The following is an 11,202-nucleotide window of genomic DNA, read 5'->3' as shown; positions in this document are numbered from 1 at the left end:
GCGCGAACAGCACACCGCCGGACCACACACAGGTGCGGTCGGGACTGACGGAGAGGGCTGCAACGTTATGGAAGAGCCGCGTCGCCTCGGCGGCCGGTACGAGCTGAGCCACGTGCTCGGCCGTGGTGGCATGGCCGAGGTCTACCTCGCCCACGACACCCGGCTCGGCCGTACCGTCGCCGTCAAGACCCTGCGTGCCGACCTCGCCCGTGACCCGTCCTTCCAGGCCCGGTTCCGGCGCGAGGCCCAGTCGGCCGCGTCGCTGAACCATCCCGCGATCGTCGCCGTCTACGACACCGGCGAGGACTACGTCGACAACATCTCCATCCCGTACATCGTGATGGAGTACGTCGACGGCTCCACCCTGCGCGAGCTGCTGCACTCGGGCCGCAAGCTGCTGCCCGAACGCACCCTGGAGATGTGCATCGGCATCCTCCAGGCCCTGGAGTACTCGCACCGGGCCGGCATCGTGCACCGCGACATCAAGCCCGCGAACGTGATGCTGACGCGCACGGGCCAGGTCAAGGTCATGGACTTCGGCATCGCCCGCGCCATGGGCGACTCCGGCATGACCATGACGCAGACGGCCGCCGTCATCGGCACCGCCCAGTACCTCTCCCCGGAGCAGGCCAAGGGCGAGCAGGTCGACGCGCGCTCCGACCTCTACTCCGCGGGCTGCCTGCTCTACGAGCTGCTCAGCGTGCGGCCCCCGTTCGTCGGCGACTCCCCCGTGGCCGTCGCCTACCAGCACGTACGGGAAGAGCCGCAGCCGCCGTCGAACTTCGACCCCGAGATCACGCCCGAGATGGACGCCATCGTCCTCAAGGCCCTGGTCAAGGACCCCGATTACCGCTACCAGTCGGCCGACGAGATGCGCGCCGACATCGAGGCGTGCCTCGACGGGCAGCCCGTCGCCGCCACCGCCTCCATGGGCGTGGCCGGCTACGGCTACCCCGACCAGGGCCACGGATACGGGCAGCCCGGCTACGACCAGCCCACCACCGCCCTGCGCGCCACCGAAGGCGGCCAGACCGCGATGATGGCGCCGACGCCCCCGGGCGACGGCGGCTACGGCTACGGCGACCAGGGCGGCTACGACCAGGGCCCGAACCGCCGCCAGCAGAAGAAGAGCAAGGCCTCCACGGTCCTGCTCGTGCTGGCCGGCGTCCTCGTCCTCGTCGGCGCGATCCTCATCGGCCGCTCCCTCTTCAGCGAGACGGCCGACAACCGGCCCGCCGTGCCCAAGCTCGTCGGCCAGACCCTCGAACTGGCGCAGAGAAGCGGCACCAACGTCGGCCTGAACGTGGTCAAGGGCGGCGAAGCGCCCTGCGACGACCAGCCCAAGGGCAACGTCTGCAAGCAGGACCCGGCGGCCGACGTCAAGGTCGACAAGGGTTCCACGGTCACGGTGACGATCTCCTCGGGCGCGCCCAAGGTGCAGGTCCCCAACGTGCTGCGGCTCACGTACGAGGAGGCCGAGAAGACCCTGAAGGACAGGGGCTTCCAGGTCGAGCGCAAGACCGAGGAGTCCGACCAGACCCCCGGGATCGTGCTGGAGCAGGACCCGAAGGGCGGCGAGGCGGAGAAGAACTCCGTCATCAAGCTGACGGTCTCCAAGGAGCTGGCCAAGGCCGTGGTTCCCGACCTCAAGGGCAAGACCAGGGACGACGCGGAGAAGGCGCTCAAGGACGTCAAGCTCAAGCTCGGCAGCGTGACGGAGAACGAGCAGCCCGGAGCCGCTCCGGGAACGGTGGTCTTCCAGCAGTTCGCGGCGGGGCAGCAGCTCGAGGTGGGCAAGACGGTGAACATCACCATCGTCAAGGCCGCGACGGCGACCGTGGTGCCGAACTTCGCCAACCGGACGCTGGGCCAGTACAAGGAAGATCTGCAGCGCGCCAACCTGAGGGTCGGCATCGTCGGCGGCCCGACGGACGACAACGCGATCGTGGTGGGCACCAACCCGCAGCCCGGTACCCCGCTCGCCTCGGGCCAGGCCGTCAACATCGCCACCACGCAGGGCCAGCAGGACGGCGGCGGCATCATCTCCGGCCTGACCGGCGGCAACGGCCGCAGGTAGCGCGGAAGCCCGGCACGAAGGGTCCGGCCCTCCTCCCCCCGACGACGGGGAGGAGGGCCGGACCTTTTCCGTACCCGCCTTCCGTACCCCGCCCTTCCGCGCCCCGCCGCTGAGCGGGCGTCTGCGCCCCGCGCGGGACCGGGCGGGGCCCGGGTGGCCCCGAGGGGCCCGTGGGCCTCAGGAGGCGCCCCAGGGGCCCGCAGGGGCCTTCCTCAGCGCAGCTCGGCCGGCAGCGTCCGCTTCGCGTCCACCTTCTCCGTGCGGACCAGCTCGCCCCACACGATGTACCGGTACTTCGAGGTGTAGACCGGCGTGCAGGTGGTGAGGGTGATGTACCGGCCCGGGGCGGTCTTCCCCGACTCCTTCGGAACCGGGTTGATCACGTCGGTGTTGTACTTCGACGTCTGGCGCAGCTCCCCGAAGACCTTGTAGACGTACCAGGTGTCCCGGGTCTCGAAGACGATCGCGTCGCCGCTGCGCACCTTGTCGATGTTGTGGAACTTCGCCCCGTGCCCGTCGCGGTGCGCGGCGAGCGAGAAGTTCCCCTTCTCGTCCCACGGCAGCGCCGACTTCACCGGTTCCGTGTAGTACCCGGCCACGCCGTCGTCGAGGATGTCCGGCGCCGTGCCCGGCTTGACGAGCACCTCGCCGTTGTTCATCGCCGGCACGTGCAGGAAGCCGACGCCGTCCTTGGTGTCCAGCGCCCCGGGCTCCGCGGGCCGGTCCGGTGTCTGCCACTGCTGGCGGACCTCGTCGCCCTTCGCGGAGGCCTGCCGGTCCGCGAGGACGTTCGTCCACCACAGCGAGTAGGCGACGAACAGGCCCAGCACCAGGCCCACCGTGATCAGGACCTCGCCCAGCAGGCTCAGGAACCCGGCGAGCACACTGCGGTTGCCGGCGGGCGGGGCCGCGGCGCGGCGGCGGGCTCGTGACACTGCTTGTTTCGTCCTTAACTGGTCAGCGCGGGCGGCGGGCCCTGGCTGCGGGGCCGTTCCCCGGTCATCCTGCCCCATACGATCATCCGGTAGGTGCTGGTGAACTCGGGGGTGCAGGTGGTCAGCGTGATGTACCGGCCCGGGGACGTGAATCCCGATCCCTCCGGCACGGGCTTGATCACCGCCACGTTCGTCGGCGGTGTCTGCGCCAGCGCCGAGGTCATCTCGTACGTGTAGTACGCGTCCCGGGTCTCGACCACGACGGGATCCCCGGGCACCAGCCGGTTGATGTAGCGGAAGGGCTCTCCGTGGGTGTTGCGGTGGCCGGCCACCGCGAAGTTGCCCTGCTCGTCCGAGGGCATCGCCGTCTTCAGGGCGCCCTCGCCGTAGTGCCCGACCATGCCCCGGTCCAGCACCTTGGGCTTGCTGATGCCCTCCGCCACCGGCACCTTCACGTCGAGCTTCGGGATGTGGAGGATGGCGAAGCCCTGGCCGGGCTCGAAGGCCGTCACCGGCGGCGCCTCGGCCCCGTCACCGCCGGGCGGGTGCGCCCAGGTCTGGCGCAGCGAGCCGGCGGCCCCGTTCGCCGCCCGCTCCGCCACGACGTTCGTGTACCAGAGCTGGTAGGCGACGAACAGCAGCATCACGAGCCCCATCGTGATGAACAGCTCTCCGCCCAGCCGGCTCGCGATGACCACCGGGCCGCCCGACGCCGGCCGCCTGCGCCGCCGTCCGCCCCGCCTGCGGGTGCGTCTGGCGGCCCGCTTCGCGGCCTCCTGAGCTGCCCTGCGTCGCGCGGCCCGGCCCTCCGTGGGCGCGGACGGCGCGACCGTCGTCACGCGACGGCCTTGCCCACCACCGGGGCCAGCCCCACCGAGCGCTCCACGGCACCCGCGTCGCCGCACCGCACCAGCCAGTTCGCGAGCATCCGGTGACCCCACTCGGTCAGCACGGACTCGGGGTGGAACTGCACGCCCTCGACGTCGTGCTCCCGGTGGCGCAGGCCCATGATGATCCCGTCCTCGGTGCGCGCCGTGACCTCCAGCGCGTCGGGCAGGGTGGCGGGCTCGGCGGCGAGGGAGTGGTAGCGGGTCGCGGTGAACGGCGAGGGCAGGCCCTGGAAGACGCCCAGCCCCTCGTGGATCACGGGCGAGGTCTTGCCGTGCAGCAGCTCGGGCGCCCGGCCGACGACGCCGCCGTAGGCGACCGCCATCGACTGCATGCCGAGGCACACGCCGAAGACGGGAACGGCCGTCCGCGCGCAGTGCCGGACCATGTCGACGCAGACGCCCGCTTCCTCGGGCGTGCCCGGCCCGGGGGACAGCAGGACCCCGTCGAAACCGTCCTGCGCGTGCGCGAGCCCGACCTCGTCGTTGCGCAGCACCTCGCATTCGGCGCCGAGCTGGTAGAGGTACTGGACCAGGTTGAAGACAAAGCTGTCGTAGTTGTCGACAACCAGAATGCGCGCGCTCACGGAGTGGCTCCCGATCCCTCGTCCACCGTCACATCGTTGAACGGCAGGAGCGGCTCGGCCCACGGGAAGACGTACTGGAACAGCACGAAGACCACCGCGAGGATCAGTACGAGTGAGATCAGCGCGCGGACCCACGCGTTGCCCGGCAGGTGCCGCCAGATCCAGCCGTACATGCCGCCTGTTTCCTTTTCGTCCACATTCGTTCAACGCACCGCGGGGGCGGTACGCGAACAGACTAAAGGCAGCGGCCCGACGGGGTGGGTCACCCGGAAGGGTCACCCGGACAAACCCTCCGGCCGGCCCTGCGCCACGGCGCGGGTGCCGGTCAGCTCCGCCCAGACGACCAGCCGGTGGCTGTGGCCCCACTCCGGATCGCAGGTCGTGAGGGTCAGGTAGCGGCCGGGCGTGGTGAACGGCGACTTCTCCGGGACCGGGGCGACCACCCCGACCTGGGTCGGCAGCGTGCGCAGGGGCCCGCCCCGCACGGTGTACGTGTACCAGGTGCTCTCGTCCTTGAGGATCACCTCGTCCCCCGTGCGCAGCTCCGGGAAGTCCTTGAAGGGATCACCGTAGGTGCGCCGGTGGCCGGCCACCGAGAAGTTCCCGGTGGCGCCGAGGCGGGCGGTGCCGGCGTAGTGGCCGAGGCCCTTCTTCAGCAGCCCGGTGTCCGTGCCCTCCAGGACGGGCTTGACCCAGTCCGGGCCGAAGCGCGGGACGTACATCTCGGCGAAGGCCCGGCCGGCGGGGTAGGGCGGCGGTTCGGCCGGTTCGGCCGGTTCGGCGGGGGCCGCCGACGGCACGGACGGCGCGGGCTGCGGCGCGGCCGCCGCCGCCCAGCGGTCGCGCAGCCCGGCCCTCTCCCCGTCCATGGCCCGGTCGGCCTTCACCCCGGTCCACAGCAGGACGTACGCGACGAAGAGCACGATCAGCGTGCCCGCCGTCAGGCACACCTCGCTGAACGTCCGTACCACCAGGCGCAGTACGACGTCGGGACGGACCCGCTCACGGGGTGGGAGCCACCGGCTTCGCATAGTGGAGGTCCACTGTGCCGGAGTAGCCGGGAAGTGTCAGCGCCCTGTGCTCGTCCACTTTCCAGCCGAGCCCGTACGCGTTCACGTACAGCTGGTAGTTCTGCAGGGCCGGCGAGGCGGCCAGCGCCTTCTTCAGCGCGTTCGGGTCGCCGACCGCCGAGATCTTGTACGGGGGCGAGTAGACGCGGCCCTGGAGGATCAGGGTGTTGCCCACGCAGCGCACCGCGCTGGTGGAGATGAGCCGCTGGTCCATGACCTGGATGCCCTGGGCGCCACCCTGCCAGAGGGCGTTCACCACGGCCTGCAGGTCCTGCTGGTGGATCACCAGGTCGTTGGGCTGCGGCTCGGGCACGTTGGGGATGCGGGCGGTGGCGTTCGGCGGGGCGTCGTTGAGGGTGACCGTCAGCCCCTTGCCGGACAGCTCCTCGGTGCCCGAGACCGCGCGGAGGGCGGCCAGCTTGGCGTCCTCGGCCTTGGTGCTGCCGTCGTCGCGGTCGGCGAGGGCGTCCACCCGGCGGCGGGCCGCGCCGGTGCTCTGCTCCAGCTCCGCATTGTCCTGGCTGCGCTCCTTGATGAGGTCCGACAGCTTCAGGAGCGATGCGTCCGTCCGGATGTTCGTACCCTTGGAGGTGTTGAAACTGGTGACGAAGAGCAGCCCGGCCAGGGCGAAGACGGCGGCCGTCAGCAGCCGGACCGGTCTGGCCCGGCGACGGGGACCCGCGGAGGAGTCGTCGGAATTGCTCAACGTACCCTTCTCCTTCAACGCCACAGGTCCACTACGCTAACGGACGCCCGGGGCAGGCAAGGTCCCCAGCGCATCGACAGGAGAGCCCCTCGTGCCGAAGTCACGTATCCGCAAGAAGGACGACTACACGCCGCCGCCCACGCGGCAGCCGCAGAGCATCCGGCTGACGAACCGCAGCTGGGTCGCCCCGGTCATGCTGGCGTTCTTCCTGATCGGACTCGCATGGATCGTCGTCTTCTACGTGACCGAGACCCAGCTGCCGATCGAGGCGCTGGGCAATTGGAACATCGTGGTCGGTTTCGGCTTCATCGCCGCGGGATTCGGCGTGTCCACGCAGTGGAAGTAGCACCTCTCGACCGCTGACGGAAGCTCTCCCCATGAGTTATCCACAGCGTCATCCACACCTGAGGAAAAGACAGAAGATCTGTGGATAACTCTGTGGAGAGTTGACGCCGGTGTGATCAGGTGAGTTCCGCCGTGCGGACCAGGACCAAGGCCGTGACCAGCAGGAACACCCCCGCGCACGTCCCCCACTGGACGAGTGCGCGCGTCCTGCCGACGGCGGGCGTGAGCATGCCCAGCGCCACCAGGGCGCCGGTGACCAGGCCGCCCACGTGCGCCTGCCAGGACACACTGAGGCCGGTGCCGAGCGGGACGAAGGTCAGCAGCAGCATCAGCGCGACCATCACGAGCACCGGGCGCATCTCGTACCGCAGCCGGCGCACCAGCACGACCGTGGCGCCCAGCAGGCCGAAGACGGCGCCGGACGCACCGAGGGTCGGGGTGTTCGGCGCGGTCAGCAGATAGACGAGGGCGCTGCCGCCCAGGCCCGACAGCAGGTAGGCCGTCAGGTAGCGGGCCCGGCCCAGCGCCGCCTCCAGCGGGCCGCCGATCACCCACAGGCCGATCATGTTGCCCGCGATGTGCCACAGCTCGGTGTGCAGGAACACCGAGGTCAGCAGCCGGTGGTACTCACCGGTGGACACGCCCTCGATGGGGCCGGGGACGTACGCGAACTCCCGGTAGCGGCCGATCAGCTCCAGCTGGACCGCCAGGGCCGGATGGATCGCGCCCACCAGGAACACCAGGACGTTGATCCCGATGAGGATCTTGGTGACGAGGTGCGGATCGGAGGCGACCACCCCGCCCGCGATGGTCCGCGGCGCGTTGGCGGCCGGCCGGTGCCCGGTGCCGGAACCCTCACGGACGCACTCGGGGCACTGGAACCCGACCGACGCGCTGATCATGCATTCGGGGCAGATGGGGCGCTCGCAGCGGGTGCAGCTGATCCCCGTGTCGCGGTCCGGGTGGCGGTAGCAGCCCGGCAGACGGTCGGTGTCCATCGGTTCCCTCGATCAGCGGCGAGGCAGGGGTGCGCCCCGCCGGTCCGGTATGCCCCATCACTTCATACGCATGCAGGACGGACGGGCGGGGCGGAAAGGTTCCCGGGGGCCGTCAGCGCTTCTCGACGACCACGGACTGGATGATCACGTCGTCCAGGGGGCGCTCGGTGCGCGGGTTCGTGGCGCTGCCGGCGATGGCGTCGACGACCTTCTGGCTGGCCGGGTCGGTGACCTCGCCGAAGATGGTGTGCTTGCGCGTCAGCCAGGCGGTGGGCGCCACGGTGATGAAGAACTGCGAGCCGTTGGTGCCCGGGCCCGCGTTGGCCATGGCGAGCAGGTACGGCTTGGTGAAGGCCAGGTCGGGGTGGAACTCGTCGGCGAACTGGTAGCCGGGGCCGCCGGTGCCGTTGCCGAGCGGGTCGCCGCCCTGGATCATGAAGCCGCTGATGACACGGTGGAAGACGGTGCCGTCGTACAGCGGGTCCGTGGTCTTCTGGCCGTCGGTGGGGCGGGTCCACTCCCGGGCGCCGGTGGCGAGCTCCACGAAGTTCCGGACGGTCTTCGGAGCGAAGTTCTCCAGCAGCTCGATCTCGATGTCGCCGTGGGTCGTCTTCAGGGTGGCGTAGAGCTTCTCGGCCACGGATCTGCCTTCCATAGTCATCACTGTCGGTCCAGATGGTCGCACGGAGCGCTCCGCAGCACTGAAATCGTCCACCCGTATGCCCTGTCACGCATGCCGGTCGGCGATAGGAGAGGCATGATCCGACAAAGGGTGGAAAGGTGAACTGTGTCCGCCACCGAGGAGGAGGATCCCGTGACCCGCAAGGACAGCGTGCGCCTGGCAGCCGAGAGCGCCAGGGAGAGTTTCCTGCACGCGGCGGAAGTGGTGGCACCGTACGCGGAATCCGCCAGGGACGCCGCGGTGCACTACGCCCAAGAGGCCAACGAACTGCTGGCACCCAAGGTGTCGTACGCGGCCGACGCGGCCGCCCGGCAAGCGCGTACGACCTACGACAGCCATCTGCATCCCCGGCTCAAGGCGGCGCGCGCGCACGTGCCGCCGCACGTGGACCGGGCGGCGACGAAGGCGGTGCACCAGACCCGCGTCGCGGCGCGGCAGGCCGCCGACTACACCCAGCCGCGGCTCGAGAGCGCGATCGCGGCCGCCACGCCGGTGGCCGAGGAGGCCGCCTCGCGGTCGGCGGCGGCCTTCGCGGCACTGCGCGGCCAGGTGTCGGCCAAGGAAGTGCAGAAGCTGGTGCGGCGCCATGAGCGGCGGGCGCGCTACAAGGGCCTGCTCAAGGGTGCCGTCGTGGTCGGCGTGCTGGCCGGCGCCGCCTTCGCCGCGTGGAAGTGGTGGGACCAGCAGTCGAACCCGGACTGGCTCGTCGAGCCGCCGGCCGCCACGGAGCTCTCGACGCAGGACGCCGCTCCGGCGAGCTTCGACGACGAGCTCGCGGCCAAGGAACGCGAGTCCGGTCCGGCTGCGGACGACACGCAGCGCTGAACGCTCGGACACGCGGAAGGGGCCCGGATCCCGCTGGATCCGGGCCCCTTCCGCGTGCGGCCGCGGCGCGCGCGGGACTCAGCCGGGGAGGGTGAGGACCATGCCCGGGCGGATCAGGTCCGGATTGGAGCCGATGACGCCCTTGTTCATGGCGTAGAGCTCGCGCCAGCGGGCCTCGTTGCCCAGCTCGCGGCGGGCGATCGCGGAGAGCGAGTCGCCGGGCCCGACCGTGTACGTCCGCTTCTTCGCGGTGGCCCCCGGCTTGGGCGTCGGTGCCGCGGGCACGGCCTTGTGCGCGGCCGACGCGGGGGAGGGGGTGTGCGCGGCGCCCGCCGCCGCGGCGGGCGCGGGACCGGGCTTCGGCATCGCGGTCGGCTTGGGCGGGGCCGGCACGGCCTTGTGCGCGGCGGACGAGGGGCTCGGCGTCGCGGGGGCGGGCTTGGACTTGGGCGGTGCGGCGGCCGCCATCCGCTCGGCGGCGGCCCTGGTGGCCGCGGCGGCGTCGGCGGCCGAGCTCGCGGAAGGGGTCGCCCGCCCGGCCGACTGCTGCTCCACCTGCTCCTTCGCCTTCTCGGCGGCCTCGTGTTCCTTCTTCTTGTCGGACTTCAGGAAGTCGAAGAGTCCCATGTGTGTACGCCTCCGGCGTGTGGTGCCCCCCTGGGCTCGGTGCCTTCCCCCACTGTCGGACACGGGGCGCCGGGCGGCCCTGTGACGGGGCCATCCGGGCGACCTCCGACGGCACTCCGACGGCGCTCCGGCGGCGCTCCGGCGGCGCTCCGGCGGCGCTCCGGCGGCGCTCCGGACGGCGGCCGGGAACGCGGCGGGAAGGGACCGGGAACGCCCGGCGCGAGCATCGTGGGACACGATGGAGGAGATTTCTGTGATCATCAACCAGTCCGCGGAACGGGTCGTGCTCGTCAGGCCCGGACCAGGACTCGTAAGCGCCGCGGTCGTGGCGGGCCTGGACGTCTGGGTGGTGTCGGACACCCGACCGTGTCCACCCCGGGCACGGCTGCCCGCCGAGCTGCCCCCGCGGCGACTCCTCCGGGTGGACTTCGACGACACGGCCGCGCTGCGCGCCCTGTTGACGGACACGGTCATCGAACACGGCATCGGGCACGTCCTGTACCTCGCGAGCGATCTCGGCAAGGGTCTCGGCCGCGGGGCGGCGGCCGCCGCCGAGGAAGTGCTGCGGGAACTGTCCGCGTGCCGGGAGACCCCCGCGGGGCGGCTGCCGGACGTGGTGACGATCCGGCGCATCCTCAACGAGAGCCGGACCTCGGCCGTACGCGCCGAGGAGGCGAGGTCCGTCGCCGAGGCGCGCTCGCTGGCGGAGGACTTCCCGCTGCCGGTGGTCATCAAGTCGGCCGACAAGGCGGGCTGTTGGTGGACCGTGCCGGTGCACGACCGGCCCGCGCTCGACCGGTGGGCCGAACAGGCCGTCACCGCCCGGCATTCGGCCCCCTATCTCGTCGAAGAGCTCTTGACGGGAGCCAAGTTCCGGGTGGAGACGCTCACGGTCGACGGAATGCACCTCGTCGCCGGCATCACCCCCGAGGGGAACGCCGTAGCGCTGCACGAGACGGAGCAGGCCGGGATCCGCGCGACGGTACGGGCCCTGCTGGATCTCGCCGGCTACGAATCGGGCACCACGCGGACGGACGTGCTGGTCAGCGCGCGGGGATCGCGGATCGCGGCCGCCACCGAGCCGGACCGGGAACAGGCCGGTAACGGCCGTTCCCGCTCCGCGGCCACGAGCGGTATCGAGAGGGGAACGGACCGGTAAGGGCCTCGGCCAGTCTGTGTCTTGTCGAGAGCGGCCACCGCACCACACGGGAGCCGCACCGGTACACAACCTGGGGGTTCCACACATGCGCAGCAAGCTGGCCGGACTGATCGGGATCTTCGCGGCGGCCCTCGTGATCGGCGTCGGTGTGACGGTCCAGTCCGCGGACGCCGGTCAGCCCTCCGGGTACGAGGTCCTCGCGGACGACAAGGGCCCGGGCGCCCCCTCCCCGGGCCCCACCACCCGCTGAGCCGGCCGCTTCCCCGCGCACCACGCGGATGTGCCCCGCACCGGATTCCGGTGC

Annotated in this window: 13 protein-coding genes and 1 pseudogene; 5 read left to right on the top strand and 9 right to left on the bottom strand. The window is 71.2% G+C overall.

What is annotated here, in order from left to right; translation table 11 throughout:
- Positions 1 to 67: 67 nt before the first annotated feature.
- Entirely contained in the window at positions 68 to 2,077 is a 2,010-nt protein-coding gene (gene pknB, locus ACZ4VT_RS03340; RefSeq protein WP_467946135.1) for a Stk1 family PASTA domain-containing Ser/Thr kinase, read from the top strand.
- 212 nt (positions 2,078 to 2,289) lie between these two features.
- Here pknB and ACZ4VT_RS03335 read toward each other — a convergent pair whose 3' ends face one another.
- From ACZ4VT_RS03335 to ACZ4VT_RS03310, 6 genes and pseudogenes are all read right to left on the bottom strand, one after another.
- The gene (locus ACZ4VT_RS03335; protein ID WP_467946133.1) at positions 2,290 to 3,012 is read right to left on the bottom strand and encodes a class E sortase; all 723 of its coding nucleotides are present in this window, start codon (positions 3,010 to 3,012) and stop codon (positions 2,290 to 2,292) included.
- A gap of 14 nt (positions 3,013 to 3,026) precedes the next feature.
- Positions 3,027 to 3,707, bottom strand: a pseudogene (locus ACZ4VT_RS03330) (class E sortase); the annotation flags it as partial.
- A gap of 140 nt (positions 3,708 to 3,847) precedes the next feature.
- Positions 3,848 to 4,486: an aminodeoxychorismate/anthranilate synthase component II gene (locus ACZ4VT_RS03325; protein ID WP_467946132.1), complete on the bottom strand. Its 639-nt coding sequence runs from the start codon at positions 4,484 to 4,486 to the stop codon at positions 3,848 to 3,850.
- The gene (locus ACZ4VT_RS03320) at positions 4,483 to 4,659 is read right to left on the bottom strand and encodes a hypothetical protein (RefSeq protein WP_030225149.1); all 177 of its coding nucleotides are present in this window, start codon (positions 4,657 to 4,659) and stop codon (positions 4,483 to 4,485) included. Before ACZ4VT_RS03320 ends, ACZ4VT_RS03325 begins: the two co-directional genes overlap by 4 nt.
- Positions 4,660 to 4,761: 102 nt before the next feature.
- Positions 4,762 to 5,517, bottom strand: a complete 756-nt coding sequence (locus ACZ4VT_RS03315; RefSeq protein ID WP_467946130.1) for a class E sortase — start codon at positions 5,515 to 5,517, stop codon at positions 4,762 to 4,764.
- A complete protein-coding gene (locus tag ACZ4VT_RS03310) occupies positions 5,489 to 6,262 on the bottom strand; it encodes a DUF881 domain-containing protein (protein WP_467946128.1) in 774 nt (257 codons plus the stop codon). Before ACZ4VT_RS03310 ends, ACZ4VT_RS03315 begins: the two co-directional genes overlap by 29 nt.
- Positions 6,263 to 6,353: 91 nt before the next feature.
- Here ACZ4VT_RS03310 and crgA point away from each other — a divergent pair, with 91 nt between their 5' ends.
- The gene (gene crgA / locus ACZ4VT_RS03305) at positions 6,354 to 6,608 is read left to right on the top strand and encodes a cell division protein CrgA (RefSeq protein WP_030383881.1); all 255 of its coding nucleotides are present in this window, start codon (positions 6,354 to 6,356) and stop codon (positions 6,606 to 6,608) included.
- Between the two features lie 115 nt (positions 6,609 to 6,723).
- Here the strand turns inward: crgA and ACZ4VT_RS03300 are convergent, their stop codons facing one another.
- Both ACZ4VT_RS03300 and ACZ4VT_RS03295 read right to left on the bottom strand, forming a co-directional pair.
- Complete coding sequence (locus tag ACZ4VT_RS03300; RefSeq protein ID WP_467946126.1) at positions 6,724 to 7,605, bottom strand: rhomboid family intramembrane serine protease; 882 nt, start codon at positions 7,603 to 7,605, stop codon at positions 6,724 to 6,726.
- Positions 7,606 to 7,717: 112 nt separating this feature from the next.
- A complete protein-coding gene (locus ACZ4VT_RS03295; RefSeq protein ID WP_376615653.1) occupies positions 7,718 to 8,245 on the bottom strand; it encodes a peptidylprolyl isomerase in 528 nt (175 codons plus the stop codon).
- Positions 8,246 to 8,419: 174 nt separating this feature from the next.
- Here ACZ4VT_RS03295 and ACZ4VT_RS03290 point away from each other — a divergent pair, with 174 nt between their 5' ends.
- Entirely contained in the window at positions 8,420 to 9,112 is a 693-nt protein-coding gene (locus tag ACZ4VT_RS03290) for a DUF5324 family protein (protein ID WP_467946124.1), read from the top strand.
- 78 nt (positions 9,113 to 9,190) lie between these two features.
- On the opposite strand, the gene ACZ4VT_RS03285 is transcribed toward ACZ4VT_RS03290, so the two are convergent.
- Entirely contained in the window at positions 9,191 to 9,739 is a 549-nt protein-coding gene (locus ACZ4VT_RS03285; RefSeq protein WP_467946123.1) for a LysM peptidoglycan-binding domain-containing protein, read from the bottom strand.
- A gap of 238 nt (positions 9,740 to 9,977) precedes the next feature.
- Here ACZ4VT_RS03285 and ACZ4VT_RS03280 point away from each other — a divergent pair, with 238 nt between their 5' ends.
- Both ACZ4VT_RS03280 and ACZ4VT_RS03275 read left to right on the top strand, forming a co-directional pair.
- Positions 9,978 to 10,898, top strand: a complete 921-nt coding sequence (locus ACZ4VT_RS03280; protein WP_467946121.1) for an ATP-grasp domain-containing protein — start codon at positions 9,978 to 9,980, stop codon at positions 10,896 to 10,898.
- An 85-nt stretch (positions 10,899 to 10,983) separates the two neighbouring features.
- Complete coding sequence (locus ACZ4VT_RS03275; protein WP_362799221.1) at positions 10,984 to 11,148, top strand: hypothetical protein; 165 nt, start codon at positions 10,984 to 10,986, stop codon at positions 11,146 to 11,148.
- Positions 11,149 to 11,202 lie beyond the last annotated feature (54 nt).

This window comes from Streptomyces sp. NPDC029164, from assembly GCF_055563995.1.
The sequence above is the reverse complement of the archived record's forward strand: the minus strand, read 5'-3'. Positions and strand labels throughout refer to the sequence as shown.